The organism is Micromonospora sp. B9E7 (assembly GCF_039871815.1).
GTDB lineage: Bacteria > Actinomycetota > Actinomycetes > Mycobacteriales > Micromonosporaceae > Micromonospora.
The window spans coordinates 107,105-124,243 of sequence record NZ_JBDPLX010000009.1 but is presented as its reverse complement, the minus strand read 5'-3'; the positions used below and the strand labels follow the sequence as shown (position 1 = coordinate 124,243).

Below are 17,139 nucleotides of genomic sequence, written 5' to 3'. Positions count from 1 at the left end.
TGCCGCGCCCTGTGGTCGTTGCCCGCCGGCTGTGGGTCCTGCCTGGAAGCCGCGTAGCACGTCGGTCAGCCAGCCGTCGGCTTTTCGGGAGAGGACGGTGCTGGGCGCGGTGGCAGCCCTCGTCGGCCGTCAGGCTATTAGTCATCGCAGGTGCGTCTTATCCGTGGGCGCCGCGGCGACGTGGTACGACTGCTTCAGCGATTAGCCGACGAAGCGGGCGGGCCGGGTGACGAGGAATCGAGTGGCCAATCTGCTGCGCAGTCGTGAGAGTCCGCAGCGGCCGACCTTCCTGGAACTGTTCTTCGATCTCGTCTACGTCTTCGCGCTCACCCGGATTGTGCACGAGTTGGTGCTGGACTACACCAGAGGTCACGTCGCGGAGCGGTTGACCACCTCCCTTGCGGAGAACGGCGAGACTCTGCTGCTGCTCTTGGCCCTCTGGTGGATCTGGACCCAGACGGCATGGGTGACCAGCAGATTCGATCCGTTCCAGCCGCCGATCCAGTTCGTTGTCGTTGCGACGATGTACGGGAGCCTGCTCCTGGCGGTCGCGATTTCGGGGGCTCTCGCCGAGACTGGCCTGCTCTTCGCGAGCACCTATGTCGCGATTCAGGTGGGCCGCACCGTCTTCTTCGTCGGCATCGTGCGCGGTCATAATCTGCGCCGCGTCAATATGTTGGCGCTCATCTGGTTCGGCGCGTCGGCCGTACCGTGGCTCGCCGGAGCCTTTGCTCCCGAGTTGACGCGCAATTCGCTGTGGACGGTGGCCCTGGCAATCGACTACCTGGGGGCCAGACTCGGTTGGCCGGTACCGGGGCTGGGTCGCTCGCGGGTGTCCCCGTGGGCCGTCGCGGGCGAGCACTTGGCCGAACGCTACTGGCAGCTTGTCATTGTCGCGCTTGGTGAGACGATCCTGACCTCCGGATCGAGTCTTCTCCGCGGTCCGATCGTGGCTGAACGAATGATGGCCCTTACCTTGTCGTTCCTCACCACGGTGTTGCTGTGGCGGATCTACTTCTATCGGGCCGGCCAAATCCTGGGCGAGGCCATCGCGGCATCCGCCGACCCCGGCCGGCTCGGTCGGTTGGCCGAGTTCGCACACCTGCTCATGGTGTCCGGCATCCTCGCCAGCTCAGCCGGCTCCGAACTCGTCCTCATGGATCCATCCGGAGACGCCAAACCCGCCTGGGTCGGAGCCATCCTCGGAGGGCCTGCGCTCTACCTCGCCGGGCGCTCAGTATTCGAGTACGTGGCCTTCGACCGAGTGTCCTGGCCGCGGCCGATCGGGATCCTCGTCCTCGCGGCCATGGCACCGATCATGGTCGGCCTGTCGCCCCTCGGGGTCGCTGCGGCAGCAGTCGCGGTCCTGTTCGGCGTTGCCGCCTCTGACACGACCCGAGCCCACGGGCTTCCACTGGAGGAGGCCTCGCCGCCACGCTGACGCGTACCCGGCACCCCACCGAACAAAGCCGATTCGCCGGGTGACATTTCAGTTCGTCCTGCTGCGCTAGCCGGCTGATCGCGACGCTACCGATTGCCGCCGGCCAGCCGGTGACCGTCGTGGGTCAGAGGTAGTTGACGCCGGTCAGGTCCGCGGCTGCCGCCCACAGCCGCGTGCCGACGGCCGGGTCGCCGGCCTCCTGGCTGAGCCGGGCCTCGGTGACTCCGCCTCGCGTCTCCCAGAGCCCGGACGGGCCGAAGAACTGGCCACCCCGCACACCGGGCTCGGTCGCAGCGCGCAATTGCGGCAGCGCGCCCTGCGCCACCGGCTGGGTTGCCAGCAGGCCGGCCGACGCGATCAGTCGCCCGAGTCGGCCACGGTGTTCCCAGGCACGCGGAGTCAGGTTGGTGCGGGTGAGACCGGGGTGGGCCAGGGCGCTGACGATCGGCGTTCCGGCGGCGCGCAGGCGGCGGTCCAGTTCGATGCCGAAGATCGTGGTGGCGAGCTTGGACCGGCCGTAGGCGGTGGCTGCCCGGTAGTCGTGTTCGAACATCAGGTCATTGAAGTCCAGGTGCGCGTTCTTGTGGGTGATCGAGCTGAGGCTGACCACGCGGGCTTCCCGCGCCGCGGCCAGGTTGCCGAGCAGCAGGCCGGTCAGTGCGAAGTGGCCCAACATGTTGGTGGCGAGGTGCAGTTCGAATCCGTCGGCGGAGGTGCGACGTGGGCCAAGCAGCACCACGCCGGCGTTGTTGACCAGCAGGTCGATCGCCGGGTGGTCGCCAGCCAGCTTCGCAGCGAAGGTCCGCACGGAGGCGAGGGAGGCCAGGTCCAGCTCGCGTACCTCGACGTCGTCACCGATCCGGCGGGCGGCCTCCTCGCCGGCGGGAGTGTGGCGAACGGCGAGCACGACGTGGGCGCCGTGGCCGGCCAGTTCGGCGGCGGTGACCAGGCCGAGGCCCGAGTTCGCGCCGGTCACGACGGCAACGCGACCGTGCTGGTCGGGGATGTGGTCGGTGGTCCATCCGGTCATCTGCTGCTCCTGGAGGTGTCGGTGCGCTGGCTGCATCGACGCTAGGAGCGATCCCGTTGGGTTCAGTCGTTCTCGGTTGCCTAGGTCTGACGGACCTACCTTCGGCGGTCCGGGCCGCTGCACACTTGCGGCATGAACAGCCTTCATCCGTACGCTCGTGAGCTCGGCGACTTCCTCCGCGCTCGGCGTAGTCGGCTGCGTCCGCACGACGTCGGCCTGGAGCCGGGCGGCCGGCGCAAGGTCACCGGGCTACGGCGCGAGGAGTTGGCCCTGCTGGCCGGGCTGAGCACTGACTACTACCAGCGGATCGAACAGGGCCGGGAGGTACGCCCGTCCGACGACGTCCTGGACGCGCTTGCCGGCGCGCTCGGGCTCGACCACAGGGAACGCCGGCACCTGTTCACCCTGGCCCACGCCGCCCGCCGGTCGATGCCCGCCCGGGTGAACCGCGATCCGGAGCGGGTGCCGGAGGGCACACGGCGCCTGCTGCGGGTGATGGACACTCCTGCGGTCATACTCGGCCGGCATCTCGACCTGCTCGACTGGAACCCGATGGCGCAGGCGCTGCTCGGCGACCCGGACGCCTACCCTGCCGACCGGCTCAACATGCTCCTGTTGCTGTTCGACGACACGCTGACCGGCGAGCGTAGCTGCCCGGACTGGGAGCGGCAGGCTCTGGACTACATCGGCATGATGCGCGCCGCCGTCGCCACCGACCCCACCCACCCACGCGCCGCCGCGATCGTCGGTGAGCTGAGCATCCGCAGCGCCCCGTTTCGGCGGCTGTGGGCCCAGCACGACGTACGTGAGTCGGTCAGTGGTACCAAGACCTTCCGGATTCCCGGGGTAGGCGACATCGTCCTGGACTGGGACACCTACCCGCTACCGGGAAACCCCGGCTCCGTCATGCTCGTCTTCACCGCCGAGCCGGGCAGCGCCGACGCGGACCGGCTGCAGCTCCTGGCATCGTTGCACGCGACCCGCTCAGCGCTCACCGACGAGCACCCCTCCCGGACGGTCTGGACCACAGCCGGCCCCACCCCTGGCGGGACTTCATGATCGGGTGCACGCTCATGCGCGGTTGAGGGTGTTCGTATGGTGAGTCACCGTAGTGCTGCTGCAAGGTCAGCGGCGTTGTCGAACGCGGGTGCTGCCCTTTCGGATTCGTCTTCCGTGAGCGTGACGGACTGGGTGCGGGCCAGCATCTCGGCCGCAGTCTTTGGATCGTGCAGCACCATCGCGAGTTCGGCGCGGTAGACCAGGACCTCTACCTGCTCAACCGGATCGTCGTCGGCGTGCGGGCGGGCCAACGCGCTGTCGAGGATCCGAACGGCCTGTCCGACGCTTCCCCTGGAATCGGCCTGCACGACAGCATTTGCCAGGGCCTTGGCCAGCCGCCCGGCAGGCGTGGCGGCCGGCATGGGCGCGGTGGCGGCGTCCCGGAAGACGCGGATCCAGTTGCCACCCGGGTCGATGACGCTGAATCCGCCCAACCCGTCGGCGTTCTTCCGCGCCCTGGGCCGGGTCATCCGCGGCGTTCCGGACACCAGTACCTTGCCGTACGCGGCGCGCATGCCGGCGGCGAATGCCCGATGTAGTCCCTCGATGTCCGCGGTGATTACGAGACAGGAGCCGTAGGACTGCTCCGGGTCAAATCCGGCGATCTCGAAGAACTGCAGATGCAGGTCTTCCCGCTGCACCCCCACGCACGCGTTGGGTTTGCGTTGCTTGTACGTGGTGCGGAAACCGAGAACGCCGTAGAAGGTTTCGATGTCATCGATGGATGGGCACGGCAGCAGGGGGACGGTCCGCTCGTTGGTCATGCCCCCTTTCTAAGCGTCGCGGGGTATCCGTCGCACATGGAAATGGCCGATCATCGCTTTCGGTCGTCCGATCGGCTGATGACCCGGAACGCAACAATGCCCAGCCGAGCCATCGGCGGTGTCCTCCCGCCTGCCATATGTCTCGCCAAGATCAGGCGCCCGGATCTCCCGCGAGTCGCGGGCTATCGCACCAGCGCGATGCCGGCGAGGATGTGCGACAGGGCGAGCCACCAGCCGGCCAGTACCGCCCGGAGGATGTTCGCCAGCCCGGAGGCGAGGCGATCCGACCGCCGAAGATGAGCCACAGCACGTTCGATGCCGGTGGTCCTGCCTGCTGGCCTACAGGGCGAGGATGACGGTCATGGCGGCGTAGCTGGCCAGCAGCAGAACCCCTTCGAAGCCGAGACGGCCCCAGCCGCAGGTTTGGCGGATGAGCAGACCGCCGAGGAGGGTGGCGGTCATGAAAAGGCTGGTGGTGGTAGCGAGCAGTTCCTGCTCCCCGGCGGCGTGGTAGATGGAGCCCTGTCGGTAGGCGACGTCCCCGGCGACGAGGGTGAGCACGTCGAGGATGTTCCCCCCCAGCACGGCGGCGATGGCGAGGGTGACCGCGCCGCGTCGCACGGCGGCGATCGCGGTGACGGTCTCCGGCAGGGCGTTGACCGCTCCCATCAGCACGGCGCCGACGAAGCCGGCAGTGAGCCCGGTGGTCTCGACGACGCTTTCGGCGGCGAGGGCGACCAGCCAGCCGCCGGCGGCGACGAGCAGGCCGACGACGGCGAAGTTGGTCCACAGCCATCCGGGCGAGCGCTGGTTGAGGATGTTGTCGTTGTGGGGGACGTCGGGGCGGGTTTCGGCAGTGGCGATGGCCTGCCACATCGGTTGGGCGCCGGCGCGGCGGATGAGCACCAGCCCACCGACGTAGGCGGCGACGAGGATGGCGGACATCGGGTTGACGCCGGCGATGGTCGTCTCGGGGATGTAGGTGGCCAGCAGCGCCAGGGCGAGCAGGGAGATGAGCAGGCAGCCCGACAGCAGGTTGGACAGCGACGCGGCGGCGTGTTCGAGGTTGACGCGGCGGTGGAAGGCGTCGGCGACGGCGACGGCGGTGGTCTGGGCGGCGATGCCGCCGACGGCGTTGCTGTAGCCGAGGCTGGCTTGGCCGCTGCCGGCGGCGACGACGGTCATGATGATGCCGGACAGGCCGGTGACGAGGCCGAAGAACACGACGCCGAACAGGGCTTCACCCCAGCCGGTTTTGTCGGCGAGGGCGTCGCCGACACCGGCGAGGCGCACGCTGCCGGCCACGGTGATCGCCCCGGCGAGGACGAACACCGCGGCGCTGACCGGCAGCGGCCAGGGCAGGGTGGTCAGATCCGGCACCGCCGGGTGTTTCCCCGTTTTCGGCGCGCGATGCGCCCGGTGACCGTATCGGTGACCCGCTGTGAGGCTGCCGCTGCGGTTGAGCTCCGGATGGCCCGGGTGGGCGACTATGGCGTGCAGGTCACGTTGGTACTGGTGTTGGTGCTGGTGAACGCGGTGTTCGCGGGCAGCGAGATGGCGTTGGTGCAGCTGCGGGAGAGTCAGCTGCAGCGCCTCGAGCGCACCTCGTGCGGTGGGCGGGTGCTGGTCGGCACCATTCCTTTACCTGTGACCGCGGGGCGGCCGCTGCGTACGTCTGCCCCACTCAACCGTCGATGGCGGCCATGTCGGACTCGGCGTGGCGATCGCCGGACGCCGGGGTCAGGTTGTTCAGCCGGGCGATCTGACCGGCGGTGAGTTGGATGTTGTCGGCGGCGCAGTTCTCCTCGACCCGGTCGACGCGCCTGGTGCCCGGTATGGGGGCGATGCCCTCGCCCTGCGCCAGAAGCCAGGCCAGGGCGATCTGCGCGGGCGTGGCACCTACCTCGCCGGCGACGTCGCGGACCTCGTCGACGATGCGCAGGTTGTGGGTGAGGTTGTCGCCGGTGAACCGGGGATTGGTGCGCCGCCAGTCGGTGGCGTCCAAACCGTCGAGGGAGCGGATGTCGCCGGTGAGGAAGCCATGTCCGAGCGGCGAGTAGGGCACCAGGCCGATGCCGAGTTCCCGCAGCGTGGGCAGCACGTCGGCCTCGGGGTCGCGGGTCCACAGCGAGTACTCCGTCTGGACGGCGGCCACCGGATGAACCGCGTGAGCCCGACGGATCGTCGCCGCGGACGCCTCCGACAGGCCGATGTGGCGCACCTTGCCGACGGTTACCAGTTCGCTCAGGGCTCCCATCGTCTCCTCGATCGGAGTGTCGCGGTCGACCCGGTGCTGGTAGTAGAGATCGATGTGGTCGGTGCCGAGCCGCCGCAGCGACCCGTCCACGGCCGCGCGGATGTTGGCGAGGGTGCTGTCCGGCCCTGGCCTGCCGGTGTGCGAGATGAGGCCGAACTTGCTGGCGAGGACGACCTCGTCGCGGCGGCCGTTGATCGCGCGACCAACCAGCTCCTCGTTGACGTACGGGCCGTACACCTCGGCGGTGTCCAGGTGGGTGACGCCGAGGTCCAGGGCACGACGGATGGTGCGGATGGATTCGGCTTCGTCACGGCCGGCGCCCGTGTAGTAGGCCGACATCCCCATGGCTCCGAGGCCGATGCGCGAGACCTCGAGGCCTCGCAGAGATGTGCTGTGCATCACATGGTCCCTTCGTGAATCGGAGGCCGGTCCGTGCTCCGGAGAGGCGCACCCAGCTGAACTTGATGCTTCAAGTTCTACAGTCTCGAACTTGAAGCGTCAACAAGCAGTTAGTAGGGTGACCTCATGGCTGAGAAGGAGACGGGGAGGCCGGCCGGAACCGATGCTGGAACGCCGTGGCTGAATGACGACGAGCGGGCGGCGTGGCTGGCCAACTCCGCGCTCATGATCAGCCTGCCGGCTGCCCTGGACGCGCGGATGCAACGCGAGTCCCAGCTGACCTTCTTCGAGTACGTGGTGCTCTCGGTGCTATCCGAGGAGCCGGAGCGCACGATGCGGATGAGCCGTCTCGCCGAGCGAACGGCGGCGTCGCTGTCCCGTCTGTCGCACGTCGTCGGACGGTTGGAGAAACGCGGCCTGCTCGCGCGGGCCCGGATCCCTGGTCCAGGCAGAGCCACCAACGCGATCCTGACCGACGCCGGTTACGAGGTTGTCGTGGCCGCGGCACCGGGACATGTCGCGGCGGTCCGCGAATATCTGATCGACCAGCTCGAACCCCACGAGCTGACAACGTTGACGCGCATCGGCACCGCGGTCGAGGCCGCCGTCAACCGCGCCGCGGCGACGTCCGCGCCGTAGCCGCCGAGGGCCGACGTCACCGCATCGGGTGGCGCTCGGCGAACCGCCACACGATCTCGCTGGCATCGGGGCCCGCGTGATCGGTGTAGCGGCCGTCGCCGTCCGGGCCGGGCCAGGCGTGCCCCATGTCCTGGACGCGGTACGCCTCGACGATCGATGAGCCGTCCGGGGCGGTGATCGTCGTGTGCGTGTACGCGTGCCGACCCGCCTCGGCCGGCACGGAAGTGGTCTTTTCGGTCAGGTCGAGGCTGTCGTTGGGTTGGCCGTCGTCGACGAGGTCACCCACTGCGGTCCAGTGCGCGACGAGTCGGGTGGCGACCAGGGGTGGCACGACCTCGTCCTGCTCGCCCTGGATCACCAGCAGCGGCACCCGCCGGGCCCGCTCACCCATCTGGGCCCAGGCCTGACGTGCCGTGTCCAGCGGCGACGTCGACTCCGGGTCGTCCGGGTCGACCTGGTCGAGCCCGTACTCCCCGCCGGCGACCGAGGTGACCGTGGCGAAGACGTCGGGGTAGGTCGCGGCGAGGATGACCGCGGTCCCCGCGCCCGAGGAGGCGCCGGCCACGTGCACCCGATCCGGATCCGCGTCGTACTTCTCGACGACCTGGCGGGCGACGCCGGCGAGCAGCGCGGGTTCGCCGCTGTCTCGGTGTTGCTCCCGTGGGTCGGCCGAGTTCCAGCAGGCGATCACGTTGCGGGAGATCAGTTGCGTGGGGTAGACGACGATGAAGCCCTCCCGGTCGGCCAGGCGGTTGAACTGGGTCGTGGACTTCATGGAGTTCCACCCGTAGCCGGTCATCGCACAGCCGTGGATCGCCATGACGACAGGCAGCCGAGCCGTCCCGCCGTGCTGGGGAGGGAGGTGGACCTGGTAGCGCTGCGACCCGGCGTCGCCGTTGTAGACGTGGTTGCGATCGCCCTCGCCCATCTGCCACGGCAGGCCGAGCTGAAGGGCGGCGACGCCGACGCTGACGGCGGCCACAACGGTGACGAAGGCGCCGGAGACGACCCGGAGCCACCGCCGTCGGACGCGACGGCTGGGCCTGCTGCCAGCAGGCGATGTGGGAGGCGGGGAGGTCACGCGGGCCTCCTTTCCAGATATGAGTGGGTGTACGCCGGGGAGGTGTGCGGTAGCCGTCGTCGCCGCCCGGACTCCGCCTCGGCTCGACCGAGGACTTCGACGGACGTCCTAGCTTCGAGGAAGCACGGTGATGGCCACGATGGCGCTGTTGACGACAGTGGCCGTCACGGTGCGGGTCACGGCTGCCGCCGCGGCGTCGGCACCCCAGTCGCCCCGCTCGAGTTCCTTGGCCCGGCTGATCACCGGTGACGTCCACGGGATCTCGCGGTGGAACTGTGGGAGCGTTCCGCTCGCCGAGAGCAGCGCCGTGAGCGCGGCGACACGGGGTTGCGGCTCGGCACCGTCCACGAGGACCTGCCGAACGTCGGCGAGCAGGCGGGCCCGTCGTTCGGTTCTGCCCTCCCGCAGGGCCGTCGTCCGGAACAGGCCGAGCACCCTACGCGGCTCCTGGTCGATGTCGCCTCGCGCGATGAGCCGTTCCAACACCGGCTTGCGCAGGGCGGGACCGATCGCGGCCAGGGCCGTCTGCACCCCCCTCGGTTTCTCGGCGAGGTAGTCCCACGCCGGGCGCAGGAGGCCATCCGACGGCGGGTGACCCGGCACGCTCCTGAGCCGCCCCCGGGCCTCCGTGGTCAGGTGATCGCCGAGGGCGAGGTCCGCGAGCACGGCTCCGCCGAGGACGTAGAAGAGGGTGTTCTCGCCCGCGATGGTCCCGGATCTCGGTTGGAACAGAAGCAGTAGGAGATCTTCCACCAGGGTCGGCGCGTCTGACCGGGGTTCGGTGGTCATCGGCGGGGCTCCCAACGGAAAAGTCGGGTGGCGAGGGCGACGGCGATGACGACCCAGCCGAGCGTGGGCGCGAGCAGGAGCAGGGAGTCGGTCACGGCGACGCCGCCGTTCCAGGCGTTCATGGTCAGTTCGGTGGCCGCGCCGCCGGGCAGCAGCCGCTTGAGCCAGGCGAGGTTCTCGGTGCCGGAGATGCCCACCCAACTGGCCACGGCGATCACCCCGAGGGTAACGGGCAGGGTGGTGACCTGCGCGTGTTCGGGGGAGTTCGTCAGCCCGGCCGTGGCCAGCGCCAGGCCGACCATCATGGCCACGCTCGCGAGGACCGCCACCACCAGCAGGGCGACGTTTGCCGGTCCGCCGGCGACCACGGCCAGGGCGGTCAGGATCGCGGTCACCTGCACCCCGGCGAGGACGACCACGGGCAGCAGTAGCCCGCCGAGGATGCCGGCGTCGCCTTCGGCGGTGGAGCGCAGCCGCTTGAGGAACAGATTCTGTCGCCGGGAGGCCAGGGTGGTGACGGCCGTGGCGTAGAGCCCGAACGCGGCGATCGTGAACATGACGATCGCGGCGATGTAGCCGAGGCTGCCGAGGGCGGCGTAGGTCTCGTGCTGGCGGACGAAGAACGCGCTGACCACAACCGGGATGATGAGGCTGGTGATCAGCACCAGCCGGTTGCGGAAGATCTGGATCAACTCACTTGCGGCGATCGACAACACGGTGAGGCTCCTGTCGGGATGGCGGGTCAGTTGCTGATGGCGCGGAAGACGTCGTCGAGGCGGGTCGGCCCGGCCTCCAAGCCCTGCAGCTCGACGGCGTGGTCCTGGGCCCACCGGAGCAGGACGTGCAGGTCCTTCTGTAGTCCGAAGGTCTCGACCACCACCTTTCCCTCGGCGTTGACCGCGGCCTGCAGCGGCAGCGCCGGTGCCTCGGCCGGAAGGGAGAAGCGGATGACGGCCGGCAGGGTGCGGGTCAGTTCGGCCACGGTGCCCTCGCGGTGGAGGGTGCCCTGGTGCATCAGCCCGATCCGGTCGGCGCGCTGTTGTGCCTCCTCCAGGTAGTGCGTGGTGAGCACGATGGTCGCGCCGTTCTCCCGGAGCCGGTCCACCGTCGCCCAGACGGCGTCGCGGGACTGGATGTCGAGGCCGGTGGTCGGTTCGTCCAGGAAGAGCAGCTCCGGGGTGCCGTAGACCGCGGTGGCGAAGTCCAGCCGCCGCTTCTCCCCGCCGGACAGCTGCGACACCTTGCGGCCGGCCCGACCGGTGAGGTCGACCAGGTCGAGCACCCGGTCGACGTCGTCGGCGCGTCGGGTGAGCCGGCCGATCAGGCCGACCGACTCACGGACGGTGAGGTCCGGGGAGAAACCGCTCTCCTGGAGCATCACGCCCATCCGGGGACGTACCGCCCGCCGATCGTCGGGGCTGTGCCCGAAGACGCGGACCGTGCCCGAGGTCGGCCTGCGGTGTCCCTCGACAACTTCCAGGGTCGAGGTCTTCCCGGCTCCGTTGGTGCCCAGCAGGGCGTAGAGCTCGCCGGGCCGTATCTCGAAGGTGAGGTCCTTCACGGCGTGGAAGTCGCCGTAGGTGAGGTTCAGCCGTTCGACTTCGATGACAGGTGTGGTGGACATGCACCCATGACAGCGCGGACACGGCCGACCCGTCAGTGGCACCACGTCATCACCACATGTGACGTGGTGTCACTGGTCGTGGCCCCAGGCTGCCGGATACTGACGTGGTGACCGCGAGATCACCGCGCTTCACCGAGTCGACGCAGGGAAGGCTGCGCCGGCTCAACCTCGCCACGTCCCTGCCGCCGGTGGTGTTCGCCGCCGTGGTCCTGCTCTGGACCGACGCGCGTACCTGGTGGCACGTCGTCGTCCTGGCACCGGGGGCCGTGGCGGCCGTGGTGGCCTTCGAACGGTGGACGGCCAACGACCTCGCCCGGGTCGCGCTGCCCTGCCTGGTCGTAGCGGCAGCGGTCTGGCCGGTCGGGGTCCTGGTGACCGGCAGCCCCAACGCCTACTGGGGTGTCTGCGCCGTAGGCTCGCTCGCGCTGCGCGAGGTTCGACGGCACCGGAAGTCGGTGGTGGCCGGGCTGTTCACCTACGTCGCCGCCGTCGGCACGGCGCGGCTGCTGGTGCAGCGGGACGACGTCGGTCACGTCCTGGTCACCTACGTCCTCATCCCGACCGTCCTCACCATCGTCGTGACGGTCTTCACCGTGGTGGGCGAGCGGTTCTACGACCTCATCCGGGAGCTCGAACAGACCCGGGAACGTGAGGCGGAGCTGGCCGTGGTCCGCGAGCGCGTGCGGTTCGCCAGCGACCTGCACGACATCCAGGGCCACACCCTGCACGTGGTCAAGTTGAAGATCGCCCTGGCCCAGCGACTGCTGCTGCACGACAGCGCTCGGGTGGAGAAGGAGCTGCGGGAGACGTACGCGCTGGTCAGCGACACCATCGCGCAGACCAAGGAACTCGCCTACGCGCAACGACGGCTCAACCTCACCGCGGAGATCGAGAACGCGAAGAACCTGTTCGAGGCCGCCGGCATCCGGGTCCGGGTGACCCGGGAGGCCGAGGTCGATGCCCGCGCCAGCGAACTGCTCGGGCAGGTGCTCCGGGAGACGACCACGAACATCCTGCGCCACGCGCAGGCCACCCAGGTGCAGATCACCCTCGCCGCGTCGGGCATCACCATCGTCAACGACGGCGTGACCGCTACCACGCCCCCCGAGCTCAGGGGACTGGCGGCACTCAGGCAACGGGTGGCGGGCGACGGAGGTGAGCTGACCGTGGAACAGAAGGACGGGCGGTTCCGGACCGCAGCGGTCTTTCCACCTGCTCGGGCCGACGCGGCCCCGACGGTTACGGGGAAGGACGGCCGATGACCACCATCGTGCTCGCCGACGACGAGGCGCTGCTGCGTACGGCTTTGGCCGCGCTGCTGCCCATGGAGGGCGACATCACCGTCCTCGCCGAGGCACAGGACGGCCAGAGCGCCATCGAGGCCACCCTGCGGCACCGGCCCGACGTGCTGGTCATCGACCTGGAGATGCCGGGCGTGGACGGCCTGGGCGCGGTCGCCGAGATCCGCCGCGAGCGGCCGGAGCAGGTGATCCTCATGCTGACCCGGCACGCCCGCCCCGGCGTGTTGCGTAAGGCGTTGAAGCTCGGCGTCCAGGGCTTCGTCAGCAAGTCCGCCGAGCCGGCCCACATCACCTCGGTCATCGCCACCCTGCACACGGGGAAACGCTGGATCGACCCGGACGTGTCCGCGCTCGCCGTCACCGTTGACTCCCCCCTCACCGACCGTGAGGCCGACGTCCTGCGGGTCACCGGCGAGGGCTACTCGGTCGCCGACATCGCCGCTCGGCTCTACCTCGCCCCGGGCACCGTCCGCAACTACCTCTCCAACGCGATGCGCAAGACCCAGACCCGGACCCGCCACGAAGCGGCCCGCTACGCCCGCGAACACGACTGGCTGTAACCGGCGGTCCGGCCGGTCCTCGCCCTGCGCGACCCCCACACCGATCGATGGAGAACTTCGCGGGCGACCAGGCGGACTGGCCCTCGGATGGCGGCGATGCCCGATTGGCATGAACACCGCTACTTCGGTCTTCGACCGCATGCCGGATCGCTGCCAGGGTCGAGTCCTGCCCGGCCGGCGCTCTCCGGCGCCGGCACACGCATCAACGAAGGAGCGATCGTGGTTCTTGCGACACGCCGCGTGGTGACCGCGGTGGCTGCGGTGTCCCTGGCCGCTTGCGGCCCCGCCGGTGCCGTTGAACAGCCGACGCGGGACCGTGTGGTGCCGGCCACCGCGTCGTCCGCCGGCGACCGGGACTACGAGTTCCGGCAGTTGGAGGAGAGGTTCGACGCGCGGCTGGGGGTCTACGCGATCGACACCGGCACCGGCCGGACGGTGGGGTACCGCGCCGACGAGCGGTTCGCGTACTCCTCGACGTTCAAGGCGTTGGCCGCCGCCGAGGTCCTCGACGAGACCACCGACGCCGAGCTGGACCGGGTGGTGCGGTACTCGGCGGACGACCTGGTGACCTACTCGCCGATCACCGAGCAGCACGTCGCCGACGGCATGACACTGCGCGCCATCGCCGATGCGGCCGTGCGATACAGCGACAACACCGCCGGTAACCTGCTGCTGCGCCAGCTCGGCGGGCCGCAGAAGTTCGAGCAGGAGCTGCGGGAAGTCGGTGACAGGGTCACCGATCCGGCGCGTTACGAGACCGTGCTCAACGAGGCGAGGCCGGGGGACCGGCGGGACACCAGCAGTGCACGGGCTCTGGCCCGGGATCTGCGGGCGTACGCCGTCGGCGACGTCCTCGAACCGGCGGACCGTGACGTGCTCACCGGTTGGCTGCGGGGCAACACCACCGGCGGCGAGCTGATCCGCGCCGGTGTGCCCGACGGCTGGGTCGTGGGGGACAAGACCGGCGCCGGCGGCTACGGCACCCGCAACGACATCGCGGTGATCTGGCCTCCGGACCGTGCGCCGATCGTCCTCGCGGTGCTGTCCAGCCGCGACGAGAAGGACGCCAGCTACGACAACGCCCTGATCGCCCGGGCGACCGAGGTCGCGATCGCCACGTTGTGACGGCAGTAGGGGCCCGCGCCTCGGGCTGTCACGGTGAGGTGGTGACGCGGTGGCACTGCCGGCAGGGCGCGGTGGGCGCTGCAATGGGGATGTCCACCACCTTCGAGAGGAACCTCCCCGATGAGCGCCCCAAGATCCGACGGCCCCCGGAAAGGGACGGAACGCCCGAGCCCTGCTGAGCCGGGAAGCTCGCGCCTGCTGACGTCGGAACATTCCCGGTCGGCCGTCGACAACTCCCGGCCCTTCGGCGCCCACCTCCGCATGAGCTGGTGGAAGCCGCTCGTGGTCATCCTCGTGCCGCCGCTGGTGATGGTGGTGCTGCAGGTCCTGCTCTACCAGATCGTGGGCGTCATCGAGGGCAGCGACGACCCGATGTCAGCCACCTTCACGCCGTTGAAGTTCCTGGCTGTCAACCTCAGCATCGGCGCGGCAGGCGCTGTGGCGATCCTGCTCCTGTTGTGGATCGCCAAGGTGCCGTGGCGGAGCCTGATCAGCTCACCCCGAGCCTTCGACACCCGCCGCCTGACGTACTACCTGATCGCAGCGGCGCTGCTGGTGGGTGCTGGGATCGGCGTCGTGGCGCTGGTCGCGCCCGACGCCCCGGGCTGGACCGCGTTCGGTGTCACCGGCACGACGGTCGGCATGCTGGCGATCATCGTGCTGAGCACCCCGGTACAGGCCGTAGGCGAGGAGCTGATGTTCAGAAGTGCCGTGCTGCCCGCCGCCGCGTCCTGGGTACGGGCGGTTCGCCCGGCCCTGGTCGTCGGGCTCGTCGTCTCCGGCCTGGGCTTCGCCGTGGTGCACGGGTCGGCTGATCCCTGGCTGTTCGGTTACTACACCGTGGTCGGGGTCAGCACTGGCCTGATGGCCATCATCAGCCGCGGCATCGAGGCGCCGGTCGCCTTCCACGTCGCCAACAACGTCCTGTTCACGACCGTCAACACGGTGATGGCCGACGGCGACGCCTTCGCGATCGACCGGTCCACCGACTCCGGTGACGCATCCCTGCTGATCCTCGGCGTCGTCAACATCGCCATGGTGGCGCTGGTCTGGCTGCGCGAGCGGCGAGCCCGGGCCACCAGCGCGGGTTAGGGCCTGTGTCGAAGCCCTCGGTCGAGCCGGGCCCGCCGCAGGCCGGCCAGGGGCTTTGACACAGGCGCTACCCCCACCAGGGCAGGGTGCCCGTCCGCAGGTAGTCGTGCAGGCTCCGGGCGACCTGGGCCATCGTCGCCTCGCTGCCGGGCTGCACGACGGCGGGCACCCGGGAGGCGGTGAGCGCGGCGACCGCGTACGACTGCCCGTCGACATGATCCACCACCCCTACCTCGTGACGCAGGTGCAGCAGGGTGCCGGTCTTGGACGACCAGCGGGACGCGTCGGAGGTGAAGTCGGGGGCGAGGCGCTGCCGGTGCAGGTTGTCGGCCATCAGGGCGCGTACTCGGGCGGCGGTGGTCTCGTGGATCGTCGAGGGCCGCCAGAGGGCGTGCAGCAGGTCGACGAAGGCGCGCGCCGAACCGGCATTGGCGCGGGTGACGTCGAGCTGGGCGACAGGGTGGCCCTGCCCTGGGGTCGCCGCGCCGATGGCGAGCGAATGTGCCAAGTGCACATCGTCGGGGCCGAGGCGTTCCGCCGGCGTCTCGGCGAGGTCGCCTACGCGGTGCCGCACGGCGATGCCCTCGATCCGCAGTCGCCGTAGCTCGGCGGCGACCGCGGCCGGCGGGGTGAGGTCGAACAGGGCGTCGCCGGCGACGCCGTCGCTGACGGAGGTGCTCAGGTAGAGCAGGTCGTCCACGGAGATCCGCGCAGGATGGCGGAATCGGCTGAGCCCGGTCGGGCCGGGGGTGGTGATCAGACCGGGCGCCACGTCGACCGGCGTCGCCGGGTCGATTTCCCCGCGCATGACCCGCTCCATGACGGCGACCGCCAGCGGCACCTTGACCAGGGACGCCGTCGGGTACGGGGTGTCGGCGTCGAAGCCGATCTCCTGGCCGGTGTCGAGGTTACGGACGAGGAAGGCACCGCGCAGTCCCGCCTCGTCGAGCACGTCACGTGCGTTGCGTACGACGGCGGTGGCACTCATTCCGGATCTCCCGCCGAGCGGTCGCCGGGTGCGCGACCCCCGGTCGGCTCCGGATGGACGGGGGCGGCCGCGCCCAGGCATCGTGCGACGTCCGCGTACAGGGTTGTGCGGAGGTGGTCGAGGTCCTCGCGTACGCCGGCGGCGACGTCGTAACCCCGGAGGAGCTGCGGGCCGGCCAGGGGGCACCAGTGCAGTGCGAAGTCCTCGGCCTGCTGGCGGGAGCAGAGCAGCAGGTCGGGGGAGCCGAGGGCCGCTGCTGCGGCGTCGACAAGGGACGGTGCGATCGATACCTGAGCCGGTGCCAGGCCCGCCGACTGGCCGGCACGGGTCAGCGGGTCCCGCAGGTGGGCGACGTCGTCCTCGGGCTGGATCAGGATCCGCCGGCGTGCCTGCGTGCGGCCTCGGCCGCTGCGCAGCGTCTCCAGGAACACCGTCGGCGCCGGAAAGGGGGTCCGGGCGGCCAGCCCGAGCGGCACCCGCCAGGCTGCCGTCGCTTCCGGAACCGCCACGAGCCCGGTACCGACCACGAGGGTCTGGCAGAGCCGTTCGCGCTCCTGCGGACCGGCCGGCCGTACCTCCAGGTGGATCCGCTGCCGTCGTGCCGCGACCACCAGGGCGGCGAGGCGGTGCGGCGGGCAGATCTCGGGTACGGCAACCCGCAGCGGCCGCAACCGGGCCCGCTCGGCGTCGTCGGCCATCGCGTCGGCGAGGTCCACCAGGCGTCGCGCCGTCGGCAGCATGTCCTGCCCGAACGGGGTCAACCGGACCGCCCGGGACGACCGGTCGAACAGCCGAGCCCCGAAGTGCTTCTCCAGGGCCGCGATGCGGCGGCTGGCGACCGACTGGGGGATTCCCGCTGCGGAGGCGCCGGAGGTGAAGCTGCCGTGGCCGCTGACGGCGACGAAGGCCCGACAGGCGGCGAGCACATCCATCCACCGAACCTATACCCGAAACGCATGGACGATGCATCAGGAGTCAGGATCGGCATCG

At 70.1% G+C, this 17,139-nt stretch carries 18 protein-coding genes and 1 pseudogene; 8 read left to right on the top strand and 11 right to left on the bottom strand.

Translation table 11 applies throughout. From position 1 onward, the window contains the following. Positions 1 to 241: 241 nt before the first annotated feature. Positions 242 to 1,441 carry a low temperature requirement protein A gene (locus ABGB10_RS17040; RefSeq protein WP_347661826.1) on the top strand — a complete coding sequence of 400 codons (1,200 nt, stop codon included), beginning with the start codon at positions 242 to 244 and terminating at the stop codon, positions 1,439 to 1,441. A 124-nt stretch (positions 1,442 to 1,565) separates the two neighbouring features. Here ABGB10_RS17040 and ABGB10_RS17035 read toward each other — a convergent pair whose 3' ends face one another. Continuing rightward, positions 1,566 to 2,471, bottom strand: coding sequence for an oxidoreductase (locus tag ABGB10_RS17035; protein ID WP_347661825.1), 906 nt, complete (start codon positions 2,469 to 2,471; stop codon positions 1,566 to 1,568). Between the two features lie 132 nt (positions 2,472 to 2,603). On the opposite strand from ABGB10_RS17035, the gene ABGB10_RS17030 reads away from it, so the two are divergent. Beyond that, positions 2,604 to 3,530, top strand: coding sequence for a helix-turn-helix transcriptional regulator (locus tag ABGB10_RS17030; protein WP_347661824.1), 927 nt, complete (start codon positions 2,604 to 2,606; stop codon positions 3,528 to 3,530). Positions 3,531 to 3,574: 44 nt separating this feature from the next. On the opposite strand, the gene ABGB10_RS17025 is transcribed toward ABGB10_RS17030, so the two are convergent. From ABGB10_RS17025 to ABGB10_RS17015, 3 genes are all read right to left on the bottom strand, one after another. Continuing rightward, a complete protein-coding gene (locus tag ABGB10_RS17025) occupies positions 3,575 to 4,294 on the bottom strand; it encodes a VOC family protein (RefSeq protein ID WP_347661823.1) in 720 nt (239 codons plus the stop codon). Positions 4,295 to 4,476: 182 nt separating this feature from the next. Beyond that, entirely contained in the window at positions 4,477 to 4,599 is a 123-nt protein-coding gene (locus tag ABGB10_RS17020) for a hypothetical protein (RefSeq protein ID WP_347661962.1), read from the bottom strand. Positions 4,600 to 4,633: 34 nt separating this feature from the next. Beyond that, on the bottom strand, positions 4,634 to 5,674 hold the full coding sequence (locus ABGB10_RS17015) for a cation transporter (RefSeq protein ID WP_347661822.1): 1,041 nt from the start codon (positions 5,672 to 5,674) through the stop codon (positions 4,634 to 4,636). A gap of 90 nt (positions 5,675 to 5,764) precedes the next feature. Between ABGB10_RS17015 and ABGB10_RS17010 the strand changes: the two are divergent. Further along, a pseudogene (locus tag ABGB10_RS17010) lies at positions 5,765 to 5,920 on the top strand (HlyC/CorC family transporter); the annotation flags it as partial. A 58-nt stretch (positions 5,921 to 5,978) separates the two neighbouring features. Here the strand turns inward: ABGB10_RS17010 and ABGB10_RS17005 are convergent. Then, complete coding sequence (locus ABGB10_RS17005) at positions 5,979 to 6,950, bottom strand: aldo/keto reductase (protein WP_347661821.1); 972 nt, start codon at positions 6,948 to 6,950, stop codon at positions 5,979 to 5,981. A 126-nt stretch (positions 6,951 to 7,076) separates the two neighbouring features. Here ABGB10_RS17005 and ABGB10_RS17000 point away from each other — a divergent pair, with 126 nt between their 5' ends. Beyond that, positions 7,077 to 7,589 carry a MarR family transcriptional regulator gene (locus tag ABGB10_RS17000; RefSeq protein WP_347661820.1) on the top strand — a complete coding sequence of 171 codons (513 nt, stop codon included), beginning with the start codon at positions 7,077 to 7,079 and terminating at the stop codon, positions 7,587 to 7,589. A gap of 16 nt (positions 7,590 to 7,605) precedes the next feature. Here the strand turns inward: ABGB10_RS17000 and ABGB10_RS16995 are convergent, their stop codons facing one another. From ABGB10_RS16995 to ABGB10_RS16980, 4 genes are all read right to left on the bottom strand, one after another. Further along, positions 7,606 to 8,670 carry a PHB depolymerase family esterase gene (locus ABGB10_RS16995; RefSeq protein ID WP_347661819.1) on the bottom strand — a complete coding sequence of 355 codons (1,065 nt, stop codon included), beginning with the start codon at positions 8,668 to 8,670 and terminating at the stop codon, positions 7,606 to 7,608. Positions 8,671 to 8,778: 108 nt separating this feature from the next. Further along, positions 8,779 to 9,459 carry a GPP34 family phosphoprotein gene (locus tag ABGB10_RS16990; protein ID WP_347661818.1) on the bottom strand — a complete coding sequence of 227 codons (681 nt, stop codon included), beginning with the start codon at positions 9,457 to 9,459 and terminating at the stop codon, positions 8,779 to 8,781. Then, positions 9,456 to 10,175 carry an ABC transporter permease gene (locus ABGB10_RS16985; protein WP_347661817.1) on the bottom strand — a complete coding sequence of 240 codons (720 nt, stop codon included), beginning with the start codon at positions 10,173 to 10,175 and terminating at the stop codon, positions 9,456 to 9,458. The genes ABGB10_RS16990 and ABGB10_RS16985 overlap by 4 nt, the downstream gene beginning before the upstream one ends. Positions 10,176 to 10,201: 26 nt before the next feature. Next, positions 10,202 to 11,083, bottom strand: a complete 882-nt coding sequence (locus tag ABGB10_RS16980; RefSeq protein WP_347661816.1) for an ABC transporter ATP-binding protein — start codon at positions 11,081 to 11,083, stop codon at positions 10,202 to 10,204. 107 nt (positions 11,084 to 11,190) lie between these two features. On the opposite strand from ABGB10_RS16980, the gene ABGB10_RS16975 reads away from it, so the two are divergent. From ABGB10_RS16975 to ABGB10_RS16960, 4 genes are all read left to right on the top strand, one after another. Further along, positions 11,191 to 12,345 (top strand): histidine kinase, encoded by a 1,155-nt coding sequence (locus ABGB10_RS16975; RefSeq protein ID WP_347661815.1) that lies wholly within the window; start codon positions 11,191 to 11,193, stop codon positions 12,343 to 12,345. Beyond that, positions 12,342 to 12,944 (top strand): response regulator transcription factor, encoded by a 603-nt coding sequence (locus ABGB10_RS16970; protein ID WP_347661814.1) that lies wholly within the window; start codon positions 12,342 to 12,344, stop codon positions 12,942 to 12,944. Before ABGB10_RS16975 ends, ABGB10_RS16970 begins: the two co-directional genes overlap by 4 nt. 219 nt (positions 12,945 to 13,163) lie before the next feature. Next, positions 13,164 to 14,069 carry a class A beta-lactamase gene (gene bla, locus ABGB10_RS16965; protein WP_347661813.1) on the top strand — a complete coding sequence of 302 codons (906 nt, stop codon included), beginning with the start codon at positions 13,164 to 13,166 and terminating at the stop codon, positions 14,067 to 14,069. Positions 14,070 to 14,330: 261 nt separating this feature from the next. Beyond that, a complete protein-coding gene (locus ABGB10_RS16960; protein ID WP_347661812.1) occupies positions 14,331 to 15,161 on the top strand; it encodes a CPBP family intramembrane glutamic endopeptidase in 831 nt (276 codons plus the stop codon). Positions 15,162 to 15,228: 67 nt separating this feature from the next. Here ABGB10_RS16960 and ABGB10_RS16955 read toward each other — a convergent pair whose 3' ends face one another. Beyond that, positions 15,229 to 16,149, bottom strand: coding sequence for a serine hydrolase (locus tag ABGB10_RS16955; protein ID WP_347661811.1), 921 nt, complete (start codon positions 16,147 to 16,149; stop codon positions 15,229 to 15,231). Beyond that, on the bottom strand, positions 16,146 to 17,081 hold the full coding sequence (locus tag ABGB10_RS16950; protein WP_347661810.1) for a LysR family transcriptional regulator: 936 nt from the start codon (positions 17,079 to 17,081) through the stop codon (positions 16,146 to 16,148). Before ABGB10_RS16950 ends, ABGB10_RS16955 begins: the two co-directional genes overlap by 4 nt. Between the last annotated feature and the right edge of the window lie 58 nt (positions 17,082 to 17,139).

What these genes read in the sequence shown, in the direction of transcription:
- ABGB10_RS16970 (WP_347661814.1), top strand. Translation starts at nt 12,342, where the DNA reads ATGACCACCATCGTGCTCGCCGACGACGAGGCGCTGCTGCGTACGGCT.
- ABGB10_RS16950 (WP_347661810.1), bottom strand. Translation starts at nt 17,081, where the DNA reads ATGGATGTGCTCGCCGCCTGTCGGGCCTTCGTCGCCGTCAGCGGCCAC.
- ABGB10_RS17000 (WP_347661820.1), top strand. Translation starts at nt 7,077, where the DNA reads ATGGCTGAGAAGGAGACGGGGAGGCCGGCCGGAACCGATGCTGGAACG.
- ABGB10_RS17005 (WP_347661821.1), bottom strand. Translation starts at nt 6,950, where the DNA reads ATGCACAGCACATCTCTGCGAGGCCTCGAGGTCTCGCGCATCGGCCTC.
- ABGB10_RS17025 (WP_347661823.1), bottom strand. Translation starts at nt 4,294, where the DNA reads ATGACCAACGAGCGGACCGTCCCCCTGCTGCCGTGCCCATCCATCGAT.
- ABGB10_RS16955 (WP_347661811.1), bottom strand. Translation starts at nt 16,149, where the DNA reads ATGAGTGCCACCGCCGTCGTACGCAACGCACGTGACGTGCTCGACGAG.
- ABGB10_RS16990 (WP_347661818.1), bottom strand. Translation starts at nt 9,459, where the DNA reads ATGACCACCGAACCCCGGTCAGACGCGCCGACCCTGGTGGAAGATCTC.
- ABGB10_RS16960 (WP_347661812.1), top strand. Translation starts at nt 14,331, where the DNA reads ATGAGCTGGTGGAAGCCGCTCGTGGTCATCCTCGTGCCGCCGCTGGTG.
- ABGB10_RS17030 (WP_347661824.1), top strand. Translation starts at nt 2,604, where the DNA reads ATGAACAGCCTTCATCCGTACGCTCGTGAGCTCGGCGACTTCCTCCGC.
- ABGB10_RS17035 (WP_347661825.1), bottom strand. Translation starts at nt 2,471, where the DNA reads ATGACCGGATGGACCACCGACCACATCCCCGACCAGCACGGTCGCGTT.
- ABGB10_RS16980 (WP_347661816.1), bottom strand. Translation starts at nt 11,083, where the DNA reads ATGTCCACCACACCTGTCATCGAAGTCGAACGGCTGAACCTCACCTAC.